This window comes from Burkholderia sola, from assembly GCF_905400185.1.
Lineage (GTDB): Bacteria > Pseudomonadota > Gammaproteobacteria > Burkholderiales > Burkholderiaceae > Burkholderia > Burkholderia sola.
Map to the genome: position 1 here is coordinate 1,997,535 of NZ_FR989675.1, position 24,740 is coordinate 2,022,274.

Genomic DNA, 24,740 nt, shown 5'->3' on the forward strand with positions numbered 1-24,740 from the left:
TTTCCGTCGTCGGCCTGCTCCCAGTAGCCGAACAGCCCCTCGCTCTCGAGCAGACGGTGCACGAAGTTCCAGTCGGTCTCGCTCTGCCGGGTGTATGAGCGGTTTGGTAACGACTGGGATAGCGTGAATCGAAACCGGCCACGAGCCTCGGGGTGCTGTTTCAGGACATCGGAAACGATGTCCTCGACCGTCTTGTCGATCCAGATCCTTTGGTCCCGCCGGAACTTCAGTATGTGCATCCACGCTTGCAGCGTGATTTGATACGTTGTGAGACCACCGTCGGCGCCCAGCCGGCGCGCGGTATAAACATAACCGTTGATTGGGCGATAGTCGCCACTCGCTTGCTGGATCCACAGGGTAACCGGTTGGGCGATGAGCCTCTTCAGCTCGATCGCGCTGTCAGTCGACACCACGTCCAGCGTAAAAATGTAGTCCCGGCCGACCGTCGAATGACCGATGGCCCGCTGCACCACAAGGGAGTTCGGTCCCAGAGGCGTATCGAGTTTCAACAACCGGCCCTGCTGAATCAGGCCACCGCGCAATGCAGCAGCCAAGTTCTGCACGTTCATTGTTAGCCTTTCATTATTATTACAGCGCTCTCGGATAGCGTCTGATTAATGCTTGCTCAATTTTACCCGAGCCAAGGACGACCTTCATGTCGCGAGGTACCGTTGTGGGAGGGAACCAGTATCGAAGCCCATGAAATCGAGAACGGGTTAAATGCGGTCGGTTATTCCAAGCCCCGCTCGACCGCCATGAGCAGCCGATGCCAGCATACAGCCAGCGCCTCAACACTTCGCCAAACGGCCCGAGCCGCAACTCGATCACCGGCGCGCGCCTAGGCAAGCGCCAGTGCGGCCCCTTTCTCGGCAACCGGATGAAGTGACGGGGATCCAGCCGCACGCGTCGCTTCCCGACAATTCCGCCGGATCCGCCCTGTCGCTATGCGAAAATCGCAGCGTCCACTCTCTTCCATCTCTTCCATTACCCAACGGGACTCGCATGACCACCCACCTCACGATCGAATTCACCGAACACGCCGCAGAAGCCATCGGTGAGCAGACCAACACCAGCTTCTCCTACGACCAGGGCGCGCATGTCCCGCAGCCGGGCGACTTCGTCGAGCTCGAAAATTCGCGGCAGACGTTTCTCGTGATCGGCCGCGTGTTTTCGCTCAAGGCCAACTACAGCGCGGTCAAGCTCGTTCTCGATCTACCCCCGTCGGATGGCGAAGACTGACTCGATCCGACGCTTATCGCTGCCGTCGGGCACCGTTTGAACCGGACCGCATCGTCGCCATCGCCGATCGGCCACAGCTCCGTACGGAGTTGCGGCCGACCGGTTGTCGGCGCAGGCGCGTGACTATCGCTATCGCCGCCCCCCACGCACCTCACCCAGCCTGCGCGCCATCGTCATCGCACCCGGCGCCAGCGCCTCGCAGAGCGCCATCGGGCGAATCTTCCCGCCATCGGCCACAGTCATCGCGCGATACTGACAAACGCACCGGTGGCCCAATCCTCGCTCCGGCTGCAGACACGCGCACGATGCTGCACGTGTAGCGCACCGAAACACGGATACGAAACGTGTGCGCCCCGCGCATCGCCCGGAACGAAATCGCAGCTCGCTTCGAAGCCCGCCAACGGGCCGCCCGTCTATTCCGCGAGCACTGGCGCTCGGCCCGCGCCAGCGCGATCAGCCCTTTGCCCGTCCGATCGGCCCGCACGGCGGCACGCTCGCCGATGGCCTTGCGCATTTCAGCGGTGATCATTCAAAAAATCCGGCCGCGCAAATAAAAAATAGAGGAATAAATTAAAAAAACCACAAACCAAACCACAACCAAAAATCGTCGATAAATTTATTTTGTTGCAACCGTCCAATTACCACCAGCCCTTATTCGACCTCACAACACACAATTCACAAGAATAGTTTGAAACGCTCAACAATCCACAAAAATCATTTCCAAATCCGCCACCCCCATTCAACGCCCGATTAATCTCCGATACATTTCACATCGATCAGACATCGGCACCTATTCGGCCAGCCAATACTGAACCGTGCATGACCCGCATCACAACCCCAGCAATCCACTCATTCACCAAGGAAAGACCATGAGAAAACTCGCGGCCACCCTCGTTTGCGCCATGACGCTTGCAGCATCCTCGTACGCGTCCGCGGAATCGCTTTGCAAGGCAGGCAAGATCGACAAGATCGAAACCGATACGAGCGGCAACCTCCTCGTATCCATCAACGATGGCATTTACTCGTTCAGCGCCAAGGAAGTTTTCCCGATCATCTACTCGGCATTTTCCGAAAACAGAAATCTCTTTATTTACGGAAATAACTGCGCGAACGGATCGGCGGCAAGCCGCTTCGCGGTTCGATAAGCCGGCCGAAAATCCGGCCATCGGCATCTTTTACAATCAGCGCTTTATCTGATATTCGGCCGACCGGGCTTTGCCGGTCGGCCTTGTTCGTTTTATTTGCACTGAGGCGCTACGGCACGACGACGCCCATGCACGCGCGTGCGATGTCGCCGTGCGAACAATCGTTCCGCGACGCGGCCCGTTGCCGTCCCGAATGGGTCGTCCCAAACGACCGTCCCGCACGATGCCGGCGCGACACTTTGCGCGTCCACGCCGGCTCGCCGCTTACTTCTTTTCGGGCTCCGGCGCGCCCGGCTGCTTGAACGGGAACGTGCTGAACATCGACTTCGCCTGGTTCTGCATCTGCTCCTGCATCTGCACGAACATGTTCTTCGACTGCTCGATGTAGCTCGTCATCATCCCTTGCATCATCGGCGCCTGCATGTTCATGAACTGCGACCAGACTTCCGGATTCATCGCGTTACCTTCGTAGAGGTTCTTCGATTGATCCGCGAGCTTGTTCTGGATGTCGATGAATGCCTGGATGTTCTTTTCCAGGTACGTGCCCATCATGCCCTGCATCGCATGACCGTAGAAACGGATGATCTGCGACAGCATCGACGACGAGAACATCGGCACGCCACCGCTTTCCTCTTCGAGGATGATCTGCAAGAGGATGCTGCGCGTCAGGTCTTCATTGGATTTCGCATCGACGACCTTGAAATCCTCCTGCTCCAGCACGAGTTGCTTCACGTCGGTCAGCGTAATGTACGTGCTTGTCTCGGTATCGTAGAGCCGGCGGTTCGGGTATTTCTTGATGAGCCGTTCGGCCGTCTTCTTTGTAGTAGTCATGTAACGCCTTTGAGTGCAGCGTAGCGCAAGTGACGAATCCCCGCCGCCCGAATCCGGGAGGCGGGGGCCTTCGGAAAACGCCCGGCTGCGCGGCCGTCCGGCTCGCGCAGCCCGGACGCTCAGCCCATGTGCAGGCCGCCGTTCAGCGAGAAGTCGGCGCCCGTCGCGAAGCCGGAATCGTTCGACGCGAGCCACGCGACGATCGAGCCGATTTCCTCCGGCCCGCCGAGACGCCGCACCGGAATCGTCGCGACGATCTTCTCCAGCACGTCCGGACGGATCGCCTTCACCATGTCGGTGCCGATGTAGCCCGGCGACACGGTGTTGACCGTCACGCCCTTCGTCGCGACTTCCTGCGCGAGCGACATCGTGAAGCCGTGAATGCCGGCCTTCGCGGTCGAGTAGTTGGTCTGGCCGAATTGCCCCTTCTGGCCGTTCACCGACGAAATGTTGATGATGCGGCCCCAGCCACGTTCGACCATCCCGTCGATCACCTGCTTCGTCACGTTGAACAGGCTCGTCAGGTTGGTGTCGATCACGGCCGTCCAGTCTTCATGCGTCATCTTGCGGAACACGACGTCGCGCGTGATGCCCGCATTGTTGACCAGCACGTCGATCTCGCCGACTTCGGCCTTGACCTTGTCGAACGCTTCCTTGGTCGAGTCCCAGTCGCCGACGTTGCCTTCCGACGCGATGAAGTCGTACCCGAGCGCCTTCTGGTCCTCGAGCCATTTCACCCGGCGCGGCGAGTTCGGGCCGCAACCTGCGACCACCTTGAAGCCGTCTTTCGACAGGCGCTGGCAGATGCTGGTGCCGATGCCGCCCATCCCGCCCGTTACGTACGCAATTCGCTGAGACATAAATCTCACTCCATTTTTTGGTTTCGAGAGCTGCCGGAGCCCCCTCTGACTTCACGTGACGCCGGCCGAAGCCGCAATCGGCCGGCGCACGAATTCGGTTCGCCAGTGGCGAACGGCCGGTGACGGAAGGCAGGTTACGGACGCTCGACCGCGAGCGCGACGCCCATCCCGCCGCCGATGCACAGCGACGCCAGCCCGCGCTTCGCGTCGCGCTTGACCATCTCGTGCAGCAGCGTCACCAGGATCCGGCAGCCCGACGCGCCGATCGGGTGGCCGATCGCGATCGCCCCGCCGTTCACGTTCACCTTCGACGTGTCCCAGCCCATCTGCTTGTGCACCGCCAGCGCCTGCGCCGCGAACGCTTCGTTGATCTCCATCAGGTCCAGGTCGCCCGGCGTCCAGCCCGCGCGCTCCAGCGCCCGGCGCGACGCCGGCACCGGCCCCATGCCCATCACGCTCGGATCCACGCCCGCGTTCGCATACGCCTTGATCCGCGCCAGCGGCGTCAGGCCCAGCGCCGCCGCCTTCTGCGCCGACATCACCAGCACCGCCGCCGCACCGTCGTTCAGCCCCGACGCGTTCGCCGCCGTCACCGAGCCGTCCTTCGCGAACGCCGGCTTCAGCCCGGCCAGCGACTCCGCCGTCACGCCGTGACGCACGAACTCGTCGGTCGCGAACTGCAGCGGCTCGCCCTTGCGTTGCGGGATCGACACCGGCACGATCTCGTCGTCGAAGCGCCCGGCCTTCTGCGCAGCTTCCGCCTTGTTCTGCGACAGCGCCGCGAACGCGTCCTGCTCTTCGCGCGTGATCCCGTATTCCTTCGCGACGTTCTCCGCCGTGATGCCCATGTGGTACTGGTTGTACACGTCCCACAGCCCGTCGACGATCATCGTGTCGACCAGCTTCGCGTCGCCCATCCGGAACCCGTCGCGCGAGCCCGGCAGCACGTGCGGCGCCGCGCTCATGTTCTCCTGGCCGCCCGCGATCACGATCTCCGCGTCGCCCGCGACGATCGCATTCGCCGCCAGCATCACGGCCTTCAGGCCCGAGCCGCACACCTTGTTGATCGTCATGCCCGGCACCGCGCTCGGCAGCCCCGCCTTGATCACCGACTGCCGCGCCGGGTTCTGCCCGGAGCCGGCCGTCAGCACCTGGCCCATGATCACTTCGCTGACCTGGTCGGGCTTCACGCCCGCACGCTCCAGCACCGCGCGGATCACCGTCGCGCCCAGTTCCGGCGCCGCAATCTTCGCGAGCGAGCCGCCGAATTTGCCGACCGCGGTCCGCGCGGCCGATACGATCACTACATCCGTCATTTCCCTTTCCTCCAGGCCCGCACGACACGGCGCATCGTTACCGGCCCTGTTAAAAAAACTGCGGTGCGCCGGACAGCGTGCGCCGCTGTCCGGTTTTCGTCAATCGCGCTGCAATACGTAGCGCCCGGGCGCCGGCTCGATCACCGGGAATTGCGCGGAACCCGGCTGGGCCGGCGGCGCGACCTTGCGGCCGCCGTACGCGTCGAGCCACTCGACCCACGTCGTCCACCAGCTTCCCGGCTGCTCGGTCGCCGCGGCGAACCAGTCGTCCGCGGATTCGGGCAGGTCGCCATCATTGACCCAGTAGCTGCGCTTCTTCTTCGCCGGCGGATTGATCACGCCCGCGATGTGTCCCGACGCGCCGAGCACGAACTTCAGCGGCCCCGACAGGATCGACGTCGACGCGTAGGCCGTCTGCCACGGCACGATGTGATCCTCGCGCGAACCGTAGATGAAGGTCGGCACGTCGATCAGTGACAGGTCGACCGATTCGCCGCATACGGTCAGCGCGCCCGGTTCGCGCAGCTTGTTTTCGAGATAGGTATGGCGCAGGTACCACGCGTACATCGGGCCCGGCAGGCTCGTCGAGTCGCTGTTCCAGTACAGCAGGTCGAACGGCGCGGGCGTGCGGCCCTTCAGGTAGTTGTCGACGACGTAGTTCCACACGAGATCGTTCGGCCGCAGGAACGAGAACGTGTTCGCGAACTCGACGCCGCGCATCAGCCCCGGTTGCGCCCCGTTCTTGCCGCCGATGGTCTGCTCGCGCATCTGCACGTGCGCCTCGTCGACGAACACGTCGAGGATGCCCGTATCGGTGAAGTCGAGCATCGCGGTGAGCAGCGTCATCGATGCGGCCGGATGTTCGCCGCGCGCGGCGAGCACCGCGAGCGCGGTCGCGAGCATCGTGCCGCCGACGCAGAAGCCGAGCGTGTTGATCTGTTCGCGGCCGCTGACCTGCTGCACCGCGTCGATCGCCGCGAGCAGCCCTTCGTTCATGTAGTCGTCCCACGTCTTGTGCGCGACCGATGCGTCCGCATTGCGCCACGACACGAGGAACACCTGATGGCCGCTCGACAGCGCGTGCGCGACGAGCGAATTCTCGGGTTGCAGGTCGAGGATGTAGAACTTGTTGATGCACGGCGGGACGATCAGCAGCGGCCGCTCGAACACCTTGTCCGTCTTCGGCGTGTACTGGATCAGCTGGATCAGGTCGTTCTCGTACACGACCGCGCCTTCGGTACACCCGAGGTTCTTGCCGACCACGAACTGCGATTCGTCGGTCTGCGAAATCTTGCCGCGCTGCAAGTCGCCGAGCAGATTCATCATCCCCTGCCGCAGGCTTTCGCCGTGCGTTTCGAGGATCGATTTCTGTGCGTCGGGATTGAGTGCGAGGAAGTTGCTCGGCGCGGCGGCGGCCGTCCATTGCTGGACCGTGAAACGGATGCGCTCGCGCGTCTTCGGATCGGTCTGCAGCGCGTCGGCCAGTTCTTGCAGATAGCGCGCGTTGAGCAGATACCAGGCGGCCGCGAACGCATGCGCGGGCGACGCCTTCCACGCGTCGCCGCTGAAGCGGCGGTCTTTCAATTCCGGCGACTCGAGCTTCGCGGCGGCCGCCTGCTGCATCAGCGTCATGCAGTCGCGCGCGTAATCGGCCTGCAATGCCTGGAGCCGTTCGGGCGGAATCGCGGCCACCGGCAGCTTCAGCCCCGCGAACGGCGACGCCATCGCGCCGAAGTCGGGCATCGACGGCATCTGGAACGGAAACGACGTCGGAAACTGGAATGTCGCGAATGGATTGACCGAGGCCGATACCGTCGCGGCACGCGCCGGATCGGCAAAACCGCGCCACGCGTTCAACCACGACTCGAACATCTGCTGCATCGGCTGGGCGGCCGGATCGACACCGGCGCTGCCCGCGGAAGTGCCCGCATGCGCGGACGTCGACGAATTTTTCGATGCTGTCATTACCTGCCTTACCGGTGATTCGTGAGCGTCAATCGTGAAATCCTGCTCGCGCGCGGCGTGCCGGCTGCGAGCCGGGCCGTCATGCTCTGGAGAGGCGTCTCCAGATTCTGCCGCAGTGCGGTATTTTTATCATTATCGTTTTCCCCATGTGAAGCGCGAGATCAAACCACTGAACATTTCTGCACGGAGATAATCCACGCGCAACAGACGGGACAAGGGTTCCGGCGAAACATAAAACATTTTTTCCGGCTTGACGTCGGGATTTTTCATTCAGTCGCGCATGCAACGCCGCATTGCCGCCTCAATATCGAGATAAACCGATTTCGCGGCGCAACAAAACCACGCGCGCATGCGCATGCCGTCAATCGGCCAGCCAGATTGCCGCGGCCATGCGGCCCGTCACGCGGTCGCGCCGGTACGAATAGAAGCGCGCGCGTTCGGCGACCGTGCACGCCGTCCCGCCGCTCACGTGCGCCACGCCCGCACGCGCGAGGCGCAGGCGCGCAAGCGCGTAGAGGTCGGCCAGAAACTTGCCGGGCGCGCCGTCGATCGCGACGAACGCATGACGGGTTTCATCATGCTCCGACTGCGGAGCCGTGTCGAGAAACGCGTCGCGCACGTCGGCGCCGACCTCGAACGCCTGCGGGCCGATCGCCGGACCGAGATACGCATGCAGCGCGTCGATCGCGCCGCCCGCGAGCGCCGCGACGCGCGCGGCCGTCTGCTCGACGATGCCCTCCGCAAGCCCGCGCCAGCCTGCATGCGCGGCGCCGACCGCGCGGCCCTGCGCGTCGCACAGCAGCACGGGCAGGCAATCGGCCACCATCACCACGCAGACGGCACCCGGCTGGTTCGTGACGCTCGCGTCGGCCCGCACCGGCGCCGTTGCAGCGGGCGCCGCGGCGATCACCTCGTCCGCCTGCACGATCTGCGCGCCGTGAACCTGCTCGAGCCACGCGGCGCCCGACTGGCCAGCGAGGGCGAGCACGCGCGCGCGATTGACGGCGACATGGTCGGGATCGTCACCGGTATGCAGGCCGAGATTCATTCCGCCCGGCAGCGCGGCACCGTCCCGCCAACGCCCGTACGGGCCTTCGCTCACACCGCCGTCGCGCGTCGTGATCAGCGCGCGCACGCGCGGCGATACCCGCCAGTCGGGCCGCACGCAGTCCTGCCACGTCAACGGCGCCAGGTTCGTCATCGGCACTCACTCCTCCTCATCGTCCAGGTACGGCTCGTCGTCGCGATACTCGCCGCCGAAATCGTCATCGTCGTAGACGCCGTCGTCGTCGTCGAATTCCTCGTCGCCCTGCCCGAAGCCGAGCGCCGCGACCAGTGCGTTCATGTCGTCCGGCAGCGGGCAGCGCCACTGCATCGCCTTGCCCGTGACCGGATGCACGAGGCCGAGCCGCCACGCATGCAGCGCCTGTCGCGCGAACCCGTCCGGCAGCGGCGCGACCGAGCGCTTGCCGCGCGCGCGCCCGTAGATGGGATCGCCGAGCAGCGGGTGCCCGGCGTGCGCGCAGTGCACGCGGATCTGGTGCGTGCGGCCGGTCTCGAGATCGCACTGAATCGCCGATACCGGCTGACGTTGCCACAGGCATGTGTCAACCGTTCGGAAATGCGTACGCGCGGGCTTGCCCGACGCGCCGGTGACGACAGCCATGCGCGTGCGCTCGCGCGGGTCGCGGCCGATCGGCGCGTCGATCGTGCCCTCCTCGGGCATCGTGCCCCACACCAGCGCGAAATAACGGCGCTTCACCGTGCGGGCCTGCAGTTGGCGCACGAGATCCGTCTGCGCGGCCAGCGTGCGGGCGACCACCATCAGGCCGGAGGTTTCCTTGTCGAGCCGGTGGACGATCCCCGCGCGCGGCAGGCCGGCCGCCGCGTCGCCGTAACGATGCAGCAGACCGTTGAGGATCGTGCCGCTCCAGTTGCCGGCGGCCGGATGGACGACGAGGCCGGCCGGCTTGTTGATGACGACGAGCGCGTCGTCCTCGTAGATCACGTCGAGCGGCACCGGCTCCGGCGTGAACGCGAGCTGCTCGGGCAGCAGATCGGGCACGAGCTGGATCTTCGCGCCCAGCGGCACCGGCTGGCGGATCTTCGCCGGCGCGCCGTCGACGAGCACGCGCTGCGCCTCGATCCAGCTCTGCAGGCGGCTGCGCGAGAATTCGGGGAACAGTTGGGCAAGCGCCTTGTCGAGGCGTTCGCCCGCGAGCGACAGCGGCACTTCGACGATACGCGGCGCGTCGTCGCGCGCCGCGGACGGCACCACGGGCGGCGGCAATGCGTCGCCGGCCAGATCGTCATCGAGGGAATCCCCCGACGCAGCGTCGGCGGGCCGATCGCTTGGGCTATAATCTTCGCGATTTGGTGTGCCCGGCTGGGCATTCTGCGAACTTGAACGGGTCATTTAGACTGGGTCACCGAGACTTGAAGCTAGGACATGCGAGCATGATGAATTCGACCAAACGCACGGCCAGAACCGTCGCCGCCCGGGCTGCGGCGGTAGCGGCCGCGGCCCTCATCGCCGGCTGCCACGGCTTGCCGCAGAAGCAGGACGAGACGGCTACCTGGTCGAACAACAAATTATACTCAGAGGCCCAGGACGCACTGTCCGGCGGCGACTGGGGCAAGTGCGCGAAATATTTCGAATCGCTGCAAGGCCGCGATCCGTTCGGCCATTTCGCGCAACAGGCGCAGATCAACGTTGCATACTGCAACTGGAAGGACAACGAAGCGGCAGCCGCCGACCAGGCCGTCGATCGCTTCATCCAGCTCCACCCCGATCATCCGGACATCCCGTACGCGTACTACCTGAAGGGGATGATCCACTTCAACGACGATCTCGGCCTGTTCGGGCGCTTCTCCGGCCAGGACATGAGCGAGCGCGATCCGCAGGCGCTGCGCGAATCGTACGATGCGTTCAAGGTCGTCGTCGACCGCTTCCCGAAGAGCAAGTACGCGCCCGACGCGGCTGCACGGATGCGCTACATCGTCAACGCGCTCGCATCGCACGAAGTGCACGCGGCCGACTACTACTACCGGCGTGGCGCGTATGTCGCGGCCATCAACCGCGCGCAGCTCGCGATCAAGGACTACAAGGGCGCCCCGGCGATCGAGGATGCGCTGCACATCATGATCCTGTCGTACGGCAAGCTGAACCAGCCGGAACTCGCCGAGGACACCAAGCGCGTGCTCGCCGGCACGTTCCCCGACAGCCCGTACGTGACCGGCCATTCGCGCCCCGGTACGAAGAAGTCGTGGTGGCAGTTCTGACGCACGGCGCGATGTAACACCCGTTGCGCACGCAAAAAACCCGGCCATCGAGCCGGGTTTTTTATTGGCGCCGCATTCGGGCGGCGTCGGGGCGTTCACGCGGCATGCGCCGCGCGTGCGGTCACGCACCCGCACCCTTGTCGGAGCGGCGCTCGTCGAAGAAATCCTGCACGACCGCGATCTCGCGCGTGCGCTTGAACGGCGGCAGGCTTTGCCAGATCCGGCGCCCGTAAGGCTTGTCGACGAGCCGCGTGTCGCAGATCATCAGCACGCCGCGATCCGTCTCCGCACGAATCAGCCGGCCCGCGCCCTGCTTCAGCGTGATCACGGCCTGCGGCAACTGGTGCACGGCGAACGGGCTCAGCCCCTTCTTCGTCAATGCATCGAGCCGCGCGGCCAGCACCGGATCGTCCGGCGGCGCGAACGGCAGCTTGTCGATCACGACCAGCGACAACGCATCGCCGCGCACGTCGACGCCTTCCCAGAAACTCTGACTGCCGACCAGGATCGCATTGCCGTACGCGCGAAAGCGGTCGAGCAGCTCGGTGCGGCTGGCGTCGCCCTGCACGAGCAGCGGCGTGTTCCAGCCGCGCGATTCGATCACGTCGCGCAGCTTCGACGCGATCCGGTCGACCGCGCGCAGCGTCGTGCACAGCATGAACACGCCGCCGCCGGATGCCTCGATCGCCGGCAGCGCGGCATCGAAGACGGCATCGGTAAACGCCGGCGACGACGGCTGCGGCAGGTTGCGCGGCACATACAGCAGCCCCTGCGACTGGTAATCGAACGGGCTGGCGAGCGTCATCGAACGACGCGAACTGAGGCCCATCTGCGCCGCGTAGTGCGTGAAATCGCCGCGCACCGACAACGTGGCCGACGTAAACACCCATGCGCGCGGCACGCCCGCCCGCTGCTTCGCGAAAATCGGCGCGACCGACAGCGGCGTTTCGTGCAGCTGCACGGTATGCGCGAACACCTCGACCCAGCGCACCTTCTCGTTCGGATCGCCCTCGGCTGCCGCCTTGTCGCCGGCTGCCGCCGCATCGGCCTGCGCGGCTGCTTCCGTCGCGCCGGGCGCGACCCAGCCGGCCAGCAGGTCCTGCAGCTCGCGCGCGCGCCGCAGGCACGCACCGAGCGATTCCGCGCGCTCGGCCTGGCCCGCGAGCGCCGATGCGAGCGCATCGAGCGCAGCGTCGAGCGCGTCGAGCGCGCCGAACATCGGGTGATCGTCGCCGAGCTGCGCGAGCGACATGCGAACGATCTGGTCGTTCGCGAACGCGAGGCGCAAGTCGCGCGCCGCGCGCTCGAGATCGCCGCCGAGCTTCACCCATTCGACCGCGTCGCGCGCATGGCTCAGGCCTTCGGCCACCGTGTCGCGCGCGAGCTCGAGGATCTGCGTCGTCGACAGCGTCTCGCCGAAGAACAGCGTCGCCGTCTCCGGCAACTGGTGCGCTTCGTCGAAGATGATCGTGTTCGCGTTCGGCAGCAGTTCGGCCATCCCCGTGTCGCGCAGCATGATGTCCGCGAAGAACAGGTGATGGTTGACGACGACGACGTCGGCCTGCTGGGCCTCGCGCCGCGCCTGCATCACGAAGCATTCCTTGTAGTGCGGGCATTCCTGGCCAAGGCAGTTGTCGCGCGTCGACGTGACCATCGACCACACGGGCGCGTTTTCCGGCACGCTCGCGAGCTCGGCCTTGTCGCCGCTCTTCGTGATTTTCGCGAAGCGGACGATTTCCTGCAGATAAGCGGTGTCCTGCCGCGACGGCAGCCGGCCGTTGTCGGCCGTGCGCTGCAGGTAGTAGTGGCACAGGTAGTTGGCGCGGCCCTTGAGCATCGCGACCGTCACCGGCACCGCGAGCGCGTTGCGCACGGTGGGGATATCGCGCTGGAACAGCTGGTCCTGCAGGTGCTTCGTGCCGGTCGACACAATCACCTTGCCGCCCCACAGCATCGCGGGCACCAGATACGCATAGGTCTTGCCGGTACCCGTGCCGGCCTCGACGATCAGCGTGTTGTCGCCGGCGTCGCTGTCGGATTCGGTTGCCGCGGCATCCTCCGCGGCCGGCCCGCCCGGCTTGTCGGCGTCGCCCAGGCGGCGCGCCGGCCGCTTGCGGGTTTCGAAGATCTCGGGCTCGGGCATCCGGCGCGCCGACGCTTCCATCGCGGACGCGACCGCGCGCGCCATCTCGATCTGCGACGTACGCGGCCGATAGCCGTCGAGCGCGCGCGCCAGCAACCCGCCAACGCCAAAGATCGTGTCGAGTTCGTCGACGCGTTTGCGGCTCAGCTCGAAGGTGCCTTCGGGCGCACGAGCGCGCCCGGCGGACGTCGTGTCACGCCGGGCATCGGGGGTGGCTTCAAGCGGTGAATTCAAGGCAAGCGTTCCTGTGTCCAGCGCCCGGGCGGCGCCGGCGCTTGCCAGGCCGCGCTCAGGCGCGCTTATCCGGTTCGAGCTGCGATTGCAGCAAAATGATTTTGTCCTTGGCCGCCAGCTTTTCCTTCTTCAGCCGGTGCAGCGTGATGTCGTCGATGTCGGAGTGTCCTTCCTTCAGCTCGATCTCCCGAGCGAGCTGCTGGTGCTGCTCCTGCAATGCAGCCAAACGGTTGTGCAATTCCTGCTGCTGTTCCGTGTGACGGTTTTGCATACTTGCCTCCTCATCGAAGCAGCGCGACGACTGGCGTGCCGACGCGCCCGAGACTGATCCCGATCAATTCAACACGTTACTGCCCCTGCTGTTGCTGCTGCTTGGCCTTCTGGGCCGCTTCCTGCTGACGCCGCTCGACATCGGCCTTGTGCTGCGCGGCTTCCTTCTGCTTCTGCTCGTAACGCGTGGCGTTGTCCGCCCGCTCCTGCGCCTTCTGCGCGGCCTGCTGGTGCGCCTGGTCGAGCTTGCGCTGGAAATCCGCCTGCTTCTGGTCGTACGCCTGCTTGCTCGCCGCGCGTTGCGGCCCTTCCGCGCCGCGCTGCGCCTGCTTCAGTGCATTCTGCTCCTGCTTGTCGCGGAATGCAGCCGCGTTGGCCGCGTCGTTCGCCGCCCGCTGCGGCGCTTCCGCCGCGTTCTGGGCCTGCTTCAGCGCCTGCTGCTGGTCGCGCTGCTGCGCCCGCACCGCGCGCTGCTCGTCGTTGAGCGCGAGCTGCTCCTGGCGGATGCTCGCGCGCTCCTCGCGCATCTGGTCACGCGCCTTGCCCAGACAGTGATTGACGAAGAATTTGTTGTAGCAATCGTGCTCCGCCACCGCATAACGATAATCGTTTTCCGCGGAGCGTTGATTGAGCACTTTTTGACGGGCGTCGAAATCCGGGGCGGCGGAGGCGGCAACGGACGCGGACGCGGACGCGGCGGCGTCCGAGGCCTGCGCGAATGCGCCGGAAGGCCCGGCAGACAAAGCCGCGGCGAGCGCTGCGCCGAGCGCGACGAGAGAAATACGGGAAGTTGGCAACGTCGTAGGAAAGCTGCGGGACATGTGTCAAATTCTATCACCCCCGGCTGGACGCTCCGCCATTTATGGCAAAATGCCCCGCTTCATTCACCCGCGGCCTCTGGCCCGCCGGGCCCGCCGGGCAGCCCGCCGCTTCGGGCCTGCCGGCCCGCGCCGCGATTTCAGCAGGCAGACAGACCATCCACGACATGACGGAAACCGTAGCATTCAAGATCGTACAGCGCATCGCCACCGAACTGTCCGTCCAGCCGCGCCAGGTCGCGGCGGCCGTGCAACTCCTCGACGAAGGCTCGACCGTTCCGTTCATTGCCCGGTACCGCAAGGAAGTGACCGGCAACCTGGACGACACGCAGCTGCGCAACCTCGAGGAACGCCTCCTGTACCTGCGCGAACTCGAGGATCGCCGCGCCGCGATCCTGTCGAGCATCGACGAACAGGGCAAGCTGACCGACGAACTGCGTGCCGCGATCGACGCGGCCGACAGCAAACAGGTGCTCGAGGACCTTTATCTGCCGTACAAGCCGAAGCGCCGCACGCGTGCACAGATCGCCCGCGAAGCCGGCCTCGAGCCGCTCGCGCACGCGCTGCTCGCGAACCCGCTGCTCGACCCGCAGGCCGAGGCGGCCGCGTATGTCGACGCCGACAAGGGCGTCGCCGACGTGAAAGCGGCGCTCGACGGCGCGCGCGACATCCTGTCCGAGCAGTTCGGCGAGACGGCGGAGCTGCTCGGCAAGCTGCGCGACTACCTGCACAGCCAGGGCGTCGTGTCGTCGGCCGTCGTCGAGGGCAAGGAAAACGAGGAAGGCGAGAAATTCCGCGACTATTACGACTACGCGGAAACGATCAAGACCGTGCCGTCGCACCGCGCGCTCGCGCTGTTCCGCGGCCGCAACGCGGGCGTGCTGACGATCAAGCTCGGCCTCGGCGAGGAACTCGACGCGCAGGTGCCGCATCCCGGCGAGGCGATGATCGCGCGCCATTTCGGCATCGCGAACCAGAACCGTCCGGCCGACAAATGGCTGTCCGACGTCTGCCGCTGGTGCTGGCGCGTGAAGGTGCAGCCGCATATCGAAAACGAATTGCTCACGCAGCTGCGCGAAACGGCCGAAACCGAAGCGATCCGCGTGTTCGCACGCAACCTGAACGACCTGCTGCTGGCCGCGCCGGCCGGCCCGAAGGCCGTGATCGGCCTCGACCCGGGCCTGCGCACGGGCGTGAAGGTCGCGGTCGTCGACCGCACCGGGAAGGTGCTCGCGACCGATACGATCTACCCGCACGAGCCGCGCCGCGACTGGGACGGCTCGATCGCGAAACTCGCGCGCATCGCCGCGCAGACGCAGGCCGAACTGATCAGCATCGGCAACGGCACCGCATCGCGCGAAACCGACAAGCTCGCGAGCGAACTGATCGCGAAACACCCGGAGCTGCGGCTGCAGAAGATCGTCGTGTCCGAAGCCGGCGCGTCGGTCTACTCGGCGTCCGAGCTCGCCGCGAAGGAATTCCCGGACCTCGACGTGTCGCTGCGCGGCGCGGTGTCGATCGCCCGCCGCCTGCAGGACCCGCTCGCCGAGCTCGTGAAGATCGAACCGAAGGCGATCGGCGTCGGCCAGTACCAGCACGACGTGAACCAGCGCGAACTCGCCCGCTCGCTCGACGCGGTCGTCGAGGATTGCGTGAACGCGGTCGGCGTCGACGCGAACACCGCGTCGGCCCCGCTGCTCGCCCGCGTGTCGGGCCTGAACGCGACGCTCGCGCGCAACATCGTCGACTACCGCGATGCGAACGGCCCGTTCCCGTCGCGCGAGCATCTGCGCAAGGTGCCGCGCCTCGGCGACAAGACCTTCGAGCAGGCCGCCGGCTTCCTGCGCATCAACGGCGGCGAGAATCCGCTCGACCGCTCGTCGGTGCACCCGGAAGCGTATCCGGTCGTCGAACGGATGCTCGCGAAGATCAACAAGCGCATCGACGACGTGCTCGGCAACCGCGAAGCGCTGTCGGGCCTGTCCCCGACGGAATTTGTTGACGAACGTTTCGGCCTGCCGACCGTGCGCGACATCCTGGCCGAACTGGAGAAGCCGGGCCGCGATCCGCGCCCGGAATTCAAGACGGCCACGTTCCGCGAAGGCGTCGAGAAGGTATCGGATCTCGTGCCGGGCATGACGCTCGAAGGCGTCGTGACGAACGTCGCCGCGTTCGGCGCGTTCGTGGATATCGGCGTGCACCAGGACGGCCTCGTCCACGTGTCCGCGATGTCGACGAAGTTCGTCAAGGACCCGCACGAAGTCGTGAAGGCCGGCCAGGTCGTCAAGGTGAAGGTGATCGACGTCGACGTGAAGCGCCAGCGCATTGCGCTGACGATGCGCCTCGACGACGACGCGGCAGCGCCCGGCATGACGTCGCGCGGCGGCCAGGATCGCGGCAACGCGGGCCGCGGCGCCGCCCGCCCGCAGCGTTCGCGCGAGCCGGAACCGGCCGGCGCGATGGCCGCTGCATTCGCGAAGCTGAAGCGCTGAGCACGCGAAGCGTCGACGCACAAAAAACCCGCCGAAAGGCGGGTTTTTTATTGCTTCGGCGACACGCGCCGCCTGCTCGGCATGGTCCGCCGCATGGGCGGCCCCATCGCGCCCGTCAGATCTCGATCTTGGTGCCGAGCTCGACGACGCGGTTCGCCGGAATCGAGAAGAAGTCGGTCGGCTTCGCCGCGTTCTGATGCATCCACGCGAACACGCGCTCGCGCCAGATCGACATCCCCGGCAGATGCGTCGGCACCACCGTTTCGCGCGCGAGGAAGAACGACGTGTCCATCAGTTCGAACGTCATGTCGTGCGTGCGGCCGAATTCCTCGAGCACGGCCTTCACGTCCGGCGTCTCGTTGAAGCCGTACTCGGCCTTGACGATGTACAGCCCGCCGCTCGCATCGCGCGAACTCAGGCGCTTGTCGTCGCGCACGTACGGAATGTCGCGCGTGACGAACGTCAGGAAAATGGTCCGCTCGTGCAGCACCTTGTTGTGCTTCAGGTTGTGCAGCAGGCTGACGGGCACGAGCTTGTCGTTGCCGGTCAGGTAGATCGCGGTGCCCGACACGCGGTGCGGCGGATGCGCGAGCAGCCCCTGCAGGAACGGCTCGAGCGGGATACCGTCGGCCGCCGTGCGTTCCTTGACGATGTGACGCCCCTTGTACCAGGTCATCAACAGGAAGAACAGCAAGGCGCCGATGCCGAGCGGCAGCCAGCCGCCCTGCGCGACCTTCAGCAGGTTCGCGCCGAAAAAGCCGAGGTCGATCGCGAGGAACACGGTGATGATCGCACCGACCAGCAGCCGGTTCCAGTTCCACACCTTGACCATCACGACGCACGCGAGCACGGTCGTGATCACCATCGTCGCCGTCACCGCGATGCCGTACGCGGCCGCGAGGTTGTCGGAGCTCTTGAAGCCGACGACGATACAGAGGATCACGGCCAGCAGCAGCCAGTTCACGACCGGCACGTAGATCTGGCCGATCGCGAGCTCGGACGTATGCAGTACCTTCATGCGCGGCACATAGCCGAGCTGGATCGCCTGCGACGTCAGCGAATACGCGCCCGAGATCACCGCTTGCGACGCGATCACGGTCGCGACCGTCGACAGCACGACGAGCGGCAGCAGCCCCCATTCGGGCGCCAGCAGGAAGAACGGGTTTTCGATCGCCTTCGGATTCTGGATCAGCAGCGCGCCCTGACCGAAGTAGTTCAGCACGAGCGACGGCATCACGAGCCCGTACGCGGCGTACCGGATCGGCTTTGCGCCGAAGTGCCCCATGTCCGCGTAGAGCGCTTCCGCGCCGGTCAGCACCAGCACGACCGAGCCGAGCACGACGTACGCCTGCAGCAGGTGGTCGGCCATGAACGACGCCGCGTAATACGGATTGATTGCCGCGATGATGCCCGGCACGCGCACGATGTGGTACACGCCGAGCGCCGCGATCACGACGAACCACAGCACCATGATCGGGCCGAACAGCTTGCCGACCAGCGCGGTGCCGTGCCGCTGGATCCAGAACAGCGCGATCAGGATCACGATCGTGATCGGCAGCACGAGATGGGACAGGTGCGGCGTCGCGATCTCCAGACCTTCGACGGCCGACATCACCGAGATCGCCGGCGTGATCACCGCGTCCCCGTAGAACATGCACGCGCCGAATATCCCGAGCGCCATCAGCGCGCCCGCGACCCGGGTTTTGGAATCGAGCGGCCGCAGCGACAGCGCCATCAGCGCGAGCACGCCACCTTCGCCGTTGTTGTCCGCCCGCATCACGAATAGCAGGTACTTGACGCCGACCACCAGCACGATCGCCCAGAACAGCAGCGAGATCACGCCGAGAATCGACCCTTCGGTCAGCGGGATGCCGTGCGCGGGGCTGAACGCCTCCTTGAGCGAATACAACGGACTGGTGCCGATGTCGCCGAACACGACGCCGATGGCTGCTATCGCTAGCGCCCGCATCGAGTGTTGTTGCGTCGAATGCGGCGCGTGTGCGGCGTCGGTCGCGTGAGTCGTGTCGTTCATATGAAGCGTAATAATCGGGTCCGGGTCGGACAAAACGAGCGCTATTCTACTCGCGCCCCCGTGAAACACCGCCCTGCCGTGTTGCCGTGGAACCACGCGATCCACGCTGCGCATGCAATCCGGCGCGAGCTGTGGCAGGGCTGCCATCATAGCCGGGGCCGCGCCGCCTGCCTATCGGGTACGCAACGCGCACCGCGTGACGCACCGCGCGCGCCAACGAAAAAACGGCGCCGCAAGCGGCGCCGTACAAGGCTTTCCTTCGATCGGCCGGCCGCTTACGCGCCCGAACCGTCGCGCTGCGCGCGACCGCGCTTGATCCACGCCTCGAGGTTGTGCGGACGCACCGTGTCCCACTCCTCGAACGGCTGATGAATCCACGGATTCGTCGGCAGGAACTGCGTGTGATAGTCCGGCTTGACCTTCGAGCAACCCTTGTACCAGAGCACAGCCGAACGCACGGCCGTGACCGCCGGATAGCGCTCCTTCAGGTGCTCCTGCACGCGCGCGAGCGTGACGCCCGAATCGACGAGGTCGTCGACCAGCAGCACGTTGCCCGCGAGATGGCCGCGCGTCATCGTGATGTACTGCGCGATGTCGAGCTCGCCCTGCTCGGTGCCGGCCGCTTCCCGGTACGAGCTCGTCGCGAGGATCGCGAGCGGCACGTCATAGATACGCGACAGCTGGTCGCCGACGCGCAGGCCGCCGCGCGCGAGGCACAGGATCTGGTCGAACTTCCAGCCCGACGCATGCACCTGGAGCGCGAGCAGCTCGATCAGACGGTGATACTCGTCCCAGCCTACCCACAGATTCTTGTCGTCGTTGCGCGGATCGGTCATCAAGTCTGCCGCCGTCATCGTGATTTGCTGCGTCATCTGGCAATTACACCTTGAACGGATGGCGGAGCAGGATCGTTTCGTCGCGGTCCGGGCCCGTCGACACCATGTCGACCGGCACGCCAGCCACTTCCTGGACGCGGGCGAGGTAGGCCTGCGCATTCGCCGGGAGCGCGTCCCACGTATTGATCCCGACGGTGCTTTCCTTCCAGCCGGGGAACGTCTCGTACACCGGCTCGCAACGCGCGACGTCAACCGCGCCGCGCGGCAGGATGTCCACGTCCTTGCCGTCGACCCGGTAGCCGACGCACAGCTTCACTTCGTCGAGGCCGTCGAGCACGTCGAGCTTCGTCATGCACAGGCCCGACACGCCGTTGATCTGGATCGAGCGACGCAGTGCAGCCGCATCGAGCCAGCCGGTGCGGCGCGGACGGCCGGTGACTGACCCGAATTCCTTGCCGACGTTCGCGAGCGTGACGCCGATCTGGTCCTGACGCTGCGGGTTGTCCGCATCGTACAGCTCGCTCGGGAACGGGCCCGAGCCGACGCGCGTGCAATACGCCTTCGTGATGCCGAGGATGTAGTTGAGCTTCTGCGGACCGACGCCCGCGCCGGCCGACGCCGCACCCGCGACGCAGTTGCTCGACGTGACGAACGGATAGGTGCCGTGGTCGATGTCGAGCAGCGTGCCTTGCGCGCCTTCGAACAGCAGGTTCTGGCCCGCGTTGTTCGCGTCGTACAGACGGCGCGACACATCGGCCACCATCGGCTTCAGGCGGTCGGCATAGCCGAGCATCGTGTCGAGCGTGGCCTGAAAATCGACGGCCGCGCCGCCCAGATACTGGGTCAGCACGAAATTGTGGAAATCGAGATTTTCGCGCAGGCGATCGGCGAACGTCTTCGCGTCGAACAGGTCCTGCACGCGCAGTGCGCGGCGGCCGACCTTGTCTTCGTACGCGGGGCCGATGCCGCGGCCGGTCGTGCCGATCTTGCCCGCGCCCTTGCGCGCTTCGCGCGCCTGGTCGATCGCGATGTGGTACGGCAGGATCAGCGTCGTGGCTTCGGAGATGAACAGACGGTCGCGCACGTTCACGCCGGCTTCTTCAAGCTCGCCGATTTCCTTGAACAGTGCTTCGGGGGACAGCACGACGCCGTTGCCGATGTAGCAGGCGACGCCTTCACGCATGATGCCCGACGGAATGAGGCGCAAGATCGTTTTCTTGCCGCCGATGATGAGGGTGTGGCCGGCGTTGTGACCGCCCTGGAAACGCACGACGCCCTGAGCGTGGTCCGTCAGCCAGTCGACGATCTTGCCCTTGCCTTCATCACCCCATTGCGTTCCCACGACGACGACATTGCGCCCGGGAGTCACGTTCACTGCGCTGGCAGACATGTTGATTCGTTAGCTGGTTAAAAACGTATTCTACCTATGTTCGCGGGCGTTTCCGAATTTTTCCGTTTCGCTTCAACGATATGCACGCCGAAGCACGGCCCGCGAACACCTCTTTATCGGGGTTCGACCACCCATGCGCCGTTACGCTCGACGAGCGAGCGATCGCACGCGAACTCGTCGAGTACGTGGTCATGGCCCGGCAGCGCCTGGATCACGACCTCGCCCGCATCGCGCAGCGCCGCGACGGCCGCGCCCAGCGCGTCGTCCTGCGCCCACGGCGCGAGAATCGCGGTGCCGCGCGCCTCGACCGGCGAGATCCGCGCGAGCTCGCGCAGGTCCAGCGAGAAGCCGGTCGCCGGACGGGCACGACCATAGGCCTGCCCCACGTGGTCGTAACGGCCGCCGCGCGCGATCGCGTTCGGCACGCCGTCGACGTAGGCGCTGAACATCGCGCCGCTGTGGTACGCGTAGCCGCGCAGGTCGGCGAGATCGATCGCGACTTCGACGCCCTTCGCCTGCGACGCAAGCTGCGCGAGATCGTCGAGCGCCCGCGTGATTTCGGGCAGCACCGGCAGGCGCGTGCGCGCCTCGGCGAGCACGCTCGCGTCGCCGTACAGATTCGGCAGCGCGCGCAGCGCGGCGCGCGTATCGGCGCCGAGATCGTCGGTGAGTTCGTTCAGCAGCGGCACGTCCTTGCCCGACAGCGCGTCGTACAGCGACTCGCCGCGCTCGGCAGCCTGCGCGTCGCGCGCCAGCAGCGCCGCGAGCACGCCCGCGTGACCGAGGTCGAGACGGATGCGCGACAGGCCCGCCAGATGCAGCGCATCGAGCATCAGTTGCTGGATCTCGAGATCGGCTTCGAGCCCGGCGTGCCCGTAGATTTCGGCGCCGATCTGGATCTGCTCGCGCGTCGCGTGCAGACCGCGCGGACGCGTATGCATCACGTGGCCCGCGTAGCAGAGGCGCGTCACGCCCTGACGGTTCAACAGGTGCGCGTCGATCCGCGCGACCTGCGGCGTGATGTCCGCGCGCAGGCCGAGCGTGCGGCCCGACAGCTGATCGACCAGCTTGAAGGTGCGCAGGCGCAGATCGGCGCCGCCGCTCGTCAGCAGCGACTCGAGATATTCGAGCAGCGGCGGCATCACCATTTCGTAGCCGTACGAACGGAAGCGGTCGAGCAGCCTGCGGCGCAGCTCCTCGATCTTGCGCGCTTCCGACGGCAGTACGTCGGCGATATTCTCGGGAAGTAACCAGGTCGACATCGGTACGGTCCTACGACGGGAAACGGCGCGCGTCACGCGCGCCGCGAGTTGAATCGGAACTTCGAAATCGGGCGGAACGAACGGCGGATGCGCCGTCCGGATCAGGGTGCCGGTCAGGTCGCGAGCAACAGCAGCGCGAGCCCGAGCACCATCACGATCAGCCCGCCGATCCGGATATGATGCGGCGGTCGCTCCGCTATTCTACGAAACGTGTCGCGCCATGCGGACGGAAACACGAAGGGGAATGCACCCTCGATAATCAGCATCAGCGCTACTGCGAGCAACAACGAGCCAGCCAGGTCCATGCGAGCGACGGCGCCGCTCGACGCGGCGCCCCAAGGTCAATGTTTGCGGGGAGCAGGCGCCGCCGGTGCGGCACCGCCCGTCGGGCTGCGCATGAAGCGGAAGAACTCGCTGTCGGGATCGACGACGATGATGTCGTTGCGCTTGAACGTGTTCCGGTACGCCTGCAGGCTCGCGTAGAACTGATAGAACTGCGGATCGCGGCCGAACGCGTCGGCGGCGATCGTCGCGGCCTTCGCATCGCCCTCGCCCTTGATCGTCTGCGCGGACTTGTACGCGTTCGCGAGCACGGCCTGCTGCTCGCGTTCGGCGTCGGCCTTGATCTGCTCGACGTCGGCCGCGCCTTGCGCACGCACCTGGGCCGCCTGATCGCGCAACGCGCCGATCATCCGCTGATAGACGGCGTCCGTCTGCGCGGCCGGCAGGTCGACACGTGTCAGCTGCACGTCGACCACGTCGACGCCGAAACCGGACGCTTGCGCCTTCGCCGCATCGCGCGCCGCATCGGCGATCGCGCGCTGACCGCCGAGGGCGTCGTCGAGCGCGCGCTTGCCGAATGCGTCGCCGAGCGCGCCCTTCAGCGCGCCGGACAGCCGGTCGGCCGCCGCCGCCGGATCGCCGCCCGTCGCGGTGAAATATTTCATCGGATCGCTGATCCGGTACTTCACCGCATACGCGACGAGCAGGTCGTGCTTGTCCTCGGTCGCCAGCTGCAGCGGATCGGACGACTCGAGCGACTGCACGCGCGTGTCGATCAGCGTGGCCGTCTGCAACGGCGGCGGCAGCTTGAAATGGACGCCGGGGCCCGCGAGCTCGGGCTGCGCGCCGTCGCGACCCGACAGCACGGCCGCATGGCGCGGATCGACGGTGAGGACCGTCGACGACGCCGCGAAGGCAACGATCACGATTGCGACGACGAGCGCAATGATTCGGTTCATGTTCTGCGCTCCCCGTTACTTCGTATCGTCTTCACGCGACCGGCTGCGAAACGCTTCACGCGATCGCAGCACGTCGACACCCGACGCCGTGGCGGCCGGTGCGGCGCTCGCCGGCGCGGCTGCGGCCGGCGCCGTGGCCGCCGGTGCCGACGCCGCATCGGGCGCGGACGCGCCGGTCGACGCCGCGGCGTTTTGCCGCCCCTGCTCGACGAGCTTGTCGAGCGGCAGGTACACGACGCTGTTGCCGCCCTTGTTGCCGACGAACACCTTCGTCGCGTTCGAATAGATTTCCTGCATCGTCTCGAGGTACATCCGCTCGCGGATGACCGCGGGCGCCTTCGAGTACTGCGCATAGACCTGCTTGAAGCGGTCCGCGTCGCCCTCGGCTTCCGTGACCACGCGATCGGCATACGCCTTCGCTTCGTCGACGAGCTTCGCCGCATCGCCCTGCGCCTTCGGCAGCAGGTCGCTCGCATACGCCTGCGCGGCGCGCTTCGCGGCCTCGCGCTCGTCGCGCGCCTTCGCGACTTCGGCGTACGCGGCCTGGGTCTGCTCGGGCGCCGCGACGCTCTGCATCGTGACGGCCGTCACCTCGAGCCCCGACTGGTAGCGGTCGAGATCGCGCTGGATCGCGGTGGAAAGCTGCTCGCGCAGCGCATCGCGATCCTGATTCAGCATGTCGGCCGCGCTGCGCGTGCCGACGATCGCGCGCACCGCGGCCTGCGCGGCCTGCGACACGCTGCGCTCGGGATCGACGCTGCGGAACAGGTAATCGGTGGCGGAACGGATCCGGTACTGGACGATGAAGCGCACGTCGACGATATCGGCATCGCGCGTCAGCATCGCGGCTTCCTTCACGTTCGCGAGGCGCACGACGTTGTTGCGGCCGATCTCGATCGAGCGGACCTGCGACGTGTCGACGATCTCATGCGACGCGAACGGATACGGCGCGCGCCAGTGCACGCCCTGGCCGACCGTGCCCGACAGCTTGCCGAACTGCAGCACGACGCCCGTCTGGCCGCCCTGCACGACGAACAGCCCGCTGCCCGCATACACCGCGACCAGCACGCCGATCACGATGCCGACGCCGACCCGGGCGGCCCGGCCGTTGTCGGGACGGAAGCCGTTGCCGCCCTTGCCGCCGAACAGGCCGCTCAGGCGCCGGTTGAAGTTGCGCCACATCTCGTCGAGATCGGGCGGACCGTCGCCGTCGCCGCCTTGCGGACGCTTCGATTCGTTCGCGCGGGGGCGGGATCCGTCCTTGCCATTGCCTTCGCCGCGTCCCCAGCGGGGATCGTTGATCGACAGCAAGGCGCGCATCCGCCGCCAGGTACTCCGCTCGTTGTATTCGTTCACCAGAGTTTGTTCACCAGATTGGACGCCG

General features: G+C 66.1%; 20 protein-coding genes and 1 pseudogene. 4 read left to right on the forward strand and 17 right to left on the reverse strand.

Going from position 1 to position 24,740, the window contains the following annotated elements:
• Positions 1-2 precede the first annotated feature (2 nt).
• Positions 3-569 (reverse strand): annotated as a pseudogene (locus tag KR541_RS09130) (phage late control D family protein); the annotation flags it as partial.
• A gap of 433 nt (positions 570-1,002) precedes the next feature.
• On the opposite strand from KR541_RS09130, the gene KR541_RS09135 reads away from it, so the two are divergent.
• Both KR541_RS09135 and KR541_RS09140 read left to right on the forward strand, forming a co-directional pair.
• Positions 1,003-1,239: a hypothetical protein gene (locus tag KR541_RS09135; protein ID WP_050014911.1), complete on the forward strand. Its 237-nt coding sequence runs from the start codon at positions 1,003-1,005 to the stop codon at positions 1,237-1,239.
• 869 nt (positions 1,240-2,108) lie between these two features.
• Positions 2,109-2,384, forward strand: coding sequence for a hypothetical protein (locus KR541_RS09140; protein WP_050014909.1), 276 nt, complete (start codon positions 2,109-2,111; stop codon positions 2,382-2,384).
• A 264-nt stretch (positions 2,385-2,648) separates the two neighbouring features.
• Here KR541_RS09140 and phaR read toward each other — a convergent pair whose 3' ends face one another.
• The 6 genes from phaR to KR541_RS09170 form a co-directional block, all read right to left on the reverse strand.
• Positions 2,649-3,215: a polyhydroxyalkanoate synthesis repressor PhaR gene (gene phaR / locus KR541_RS09145; protein WP_011549704.1), complete on the reverse strand. Its 567-nt coding sequence runs from the start codon at positions 3,213-3,215 to the stop codon at positions 2,649-2,651.
• A gap of 119 nt (positions 3,216-3,334) precedes the next feature.
• Complete coding sequence (locus KR541_RS09150; RefSeq protein WP_006491801.1) at positions 3,335-4,075, reverse strand: 3-ketoacyl-ACP reductase; 741 nt, start codon at positions 4,073-4,075, stop codon at positions 3,335-3,337.
• A gap of 134 nt (positions 4,076-4,209) precedes the next feature.
• Complete coding sequence (locus tag KR541_RS09155; protein WP_050014927.1) at positions 4,210-5,391, reverse strand: acetyl-CoA C-acetyltransferase; 1,182 nt, start codon at positions 5,389-5,391, stop codon at positions 4,210-4,212.
• A gap of 99 nt (positions 5,392-5,490) precedes the next feature.
• Positions 5,491-7,356 carry a class I poly(R)-hydroxyalkanoic acid synthase gene (phaC, locus tag KR541_RS09160; protein ID WP_050013180.1) on the reverse strand — a complete coding sequence of 622 codons (1,866 nt, stop codon included), beginning with the start codon at positions 7,354-7,356 and terminating at the stop codon, positions 5,491-5,493.
• 361 nt (positions 7,357-7,717) lie between these two features.
• Positions 7,718-8,557, reverse strand: coding sequence for a peptidoglycan editing factor PgeF (pgeF, locus tag KR541_RS09165; RefSeq protein WP_216089513.1), 840 nt, complete (start codon positions 8,555-8,557; stop codon positions 7,718-7,720).
• Between the two features lie 6 nt (positions 8,558-8,563).
• Positions 8,564-9,772 carry an RluA family pseudouridine synthase gene (locus KR541_RS09170; protein WP_216089514.1) on the reverse strand — a complete coding sequence of 403 codons (1,209 nt, stop codon included), beginning with the start codon at positions 9,770-9,772 and terminating at the stop codon, positions 8,564-8,566.
• A gap of 41 nt (positions 9,773-9,813) precedes the next feature.
• Between KR541_RS09170 and KR541_RS09175 the strand changes: the two genes are divergently transcribed.
• Positions 9,814-10,638, forward strand: a complete 825-nt coding sequence (locus KR541_RS09175) for an outer membrane protein assembly factor BamD (protein ID WP_046545840.1) — start codon at positions 9,814-9,816, stop codon at positions 10,636-10,638.
• Positions 10,639-10,759: 121 nt separating this feature from the next.
• Here the strand turns inward: KR541_RS09175 and yoaA are convergent, their stop codons facing one another.
• The 3 genes from yoaA to KR541_RS09190 all read right to left on the reverse strand — a co-directional run bounded on the left by yoaA (position 10,760) and on the right by KR541_RS09190 (position 14,106).
• A complete protein-coding gene (gene yoaA / locus KR541_RS09180; RefSeq protein WP_050013182.1) occupies positions 10,760-13,015 on the reverse strand; it encodes a DNA repair helicase YoaA in 2,256 nt (751 codons plus the stop codon).
• A 55-nt stretch (positions 13,016-13,070) separates the two neighbouring features.
• The gene (locus KR541_RS09185; RefSeq protein WP_006478692.1) at positions 13,071-13,286 is read right to left on the reverse strand and encodes an HP1242/YdcH family protein; all 216 of its coding nucleotides are present in this window, start codon (positions 13,284-13,286) and stop codon (positions 13,071-13,073) included.
• A gap of 76 nt (positions 13,287-13,362) precedes the next feature.
• Positions 13,363-14,106, reverse strand: a complete 744-nt coding sequence (locus KR541_RS09190) for a hypothetical protein (protein ID WP_089488488.1) — start codon at positions 14,104-14,106, stop codon at positions 13,363-13,365.
• 164 nt (positions 14,107-14,270) lie between these two features.
• Between KR541_RS09190 and KR541_RS09195 the strand changes: the two genes are divergently transcribed.
• Positions 14,271-16,595 (forward strand): Tex family protein, encoded by a 2,325-nt coding sequence (locus KR541_RS09195; protein WP_050013184.1) that lies wholly within the window; start codon positions 14,271-14,273, stop codon positions 16,593-16,595.
• 115 nt (positions 16,596-16,710) lie between these two features.
• Here KR541_RS09195 and KR541_RS09200 read toward each other — a convergent pair whose 3' ends face one another.
• From KR541_RS09200 to hflK, 7 genes are all read right to left on the reverse strand, one after another.
• Positions 16,711-18,627, reverse strand: coding sequence for a potassium transporter Kup (locus tag KR541_RS09200; protein WP_050013185.1), 1,917 nt, complete (start codon positions 18,625-18,627; stop codon positions 16,711-16,713).
• Between the two features lie 275 nt (positions 18,628-18,902).
• Positions 18,903-19,499: a phosphoribosyltransferase gene (locus KR541_RS09205; RefSeq protein WP_006478688.1), complete on the reverse strand. Its 597-nt coding sequence runs from the start codon at positions 19,497-19,499 to the stop codon at positions 18,903-18,905.
• A gap of 7 nt (positions 19,500-19,506) precedes the next feature.
• Positions 19,507-20,853: an adenylosuccinate synthase gene (locus KR541_RS09210; protein WP_050013186.1), complete on the reverse strand. Its 1,347-nt coding sequence runs from the start codon at positions 20,851-20,853 to the stop codon at positions 19,507-19,509.
• Between the two features lie 113 nt (positions 20,854-20,966).
• Positions 20,967-22,115, reverse strand: coding sequence for an ATP phosphoribosyltransferase regulatory subunit (locus tag KR541_RS09215; protein WP_069620837.1), 1,149 nt, complete (start codon positions 22,113-22,115; stop codon positions 20,967-20,969).
• Between the two features lie 113 nt (positions 22,116-22,228).
• Positions 22,229-22,420, reverse strand: a complete 192-nt coding sequence (locus tag KR541_RS09220; protein WP_175877452.1) for a DUF2065 domain-containing protein — start codon at positions 22,418-22,420, stop codon at positions 22,229-22,231.
• 36 nt (positions 22,421-22,456) lie between these two features.
• Entirely contained in the window at positions 22,457-23,356 is a 900-nt protein-coding gene (hflC, locus tag KR541_RS09225; RefSeq protein WP_050013188.1) for a protease modulator HflC, read from the reverse strand.
• A gap of 15 nt (positions 23,357-23,371) precedes the next feature.
• Positions 23,372-24,712 (reverse strand): FtsH protease activity modulator HflK, encoded by a 1,341-nt coding sequence (gene hflK, locus KR541_RS09230; protein ID WP_050013189.1) that lies wholly within the window; start codon positions 24,710-24,712, stop codon positions 23,372-23,374.
• Positions 24,713-24,740: the final 28 nt, after the last annotated feature.

Coding starts and splice junctions, on each gene's coding strand:
- KR541_RS09135 (WP_050014911.1), top strand. CDS start 1,003: ATGACCACCCACCTCACGATCGAATTCACCGAACACGCCGCAGAAGCC.
- KR541_RS09140 (WP_050014909.1), top strand. CDS start 2,109: ATGAGAAAACTCGCGGCCACCCTCGTTTGCGCCATGACGCTTGCAGCA.
- phaR (WP_011549704.1), bottom strand. CDS start 3,215: ATGACTACTACAAAGAAGACGGCCGAACGGCTCATCAAGAAATACCCG.
- KR541_RS09150 (WP_006491801.1), bottom strand. CDS start 4,075: ATGTCTCAGCGAATTGCGTACGTAACGGGCGGGATGGGCGGCATCGGC.
- KR541_RS09155 (WP_050014927.1), bottom strand. CDS start 5,391: ATGACGGATGTAGTGATCGTATCGGCCGCGCGGACCGCGGTCGGCAAA.
- phaC (WP_050013180.1), bottom strand. CDS start 7,356: ATGACAGCATCGAAAAATTCGTCGACGTCCGCGCATGCGGGCACTTCC.
- pgeF (WP_216089513.1), bottom strand. CDS start 8,557: ATGACGAACCTGGCGCCGTTGACGTGGCAGGACTGCGTGCGGCCCGAC.
- KR541_RS09170 (WP_216089514.1), bottom strand. CDS start 9,772: ATGACCCGTTCAAGTTCGCAGAATGCCCAGCCGGGCACACCAAATCGC.
- KR541_RS09175 (WP_046545840.1), top strand. CDS start 9,814: ATGATGAATTCGACCAAACGCACGGCCAGAACCGTCGCCGCCCGGGCT.
- KR541_RS09185 (WP_006478692.1), bottom strand. CDS start 13,286: ATGCAAAACCGTCACACGGAACAGCAGCAGGAATTGCACAACCGTTTG.
- KR541_RS09190 (WP_089488488.1), bottom strand. CDS start 14,106: ATGTCCCGCAGCTTTCCTACGACGTTGCCAACTTCCCGTATTTCTCTC.
- KR541_RS09195 (WP_050013184.1), top strand. CDS start 14,271: ATGACGGAAACCGTAGCATTCAAGATCGTACAGCGCATCGCCACCGAA.
- KR541_RS09200 (WP_050013185.1), bottom strand. CDS start 18,627: ATGAACGACACGACTCACGCGACCGACGCCGCACACGCGCCGCATTCG.
- KR541_RS09205 (WP_006478688.1), bottom strand. CDS start 19,499: ATGACGCAGCAAATCACGATGACGGCGGCAGACTTGATGACCGATCCG.
- KR541_RS09210 (WP_050013186.1), bottom strand. CDS start 20,853: ATGTCTGCCAGCGCAGTGAACGTGACTCCCGGGCGCAATGTCGTCGTC.
- KR541_RS09215 (WP_069620837.1), bottom strand. CDS start 22,115: ATGTCGACCTGGTTACTTCCCGAGAATATCGCCGACGTACTGCCGTCG.
- KR541_RS09220 (WP_175877452.1), bottom strand. CDS start 22,420: ATGGACCTGGCTGGCTCGTTGTTGCTCGCAGTAGCGCTGATGCTGATT.
- hflC (WP_050013188.1), bottom strand. CDS start 23,356: ATGAACCGAATCATTGCGCTCGTCGTCGCAATCGTGATCGTTGCCTTC.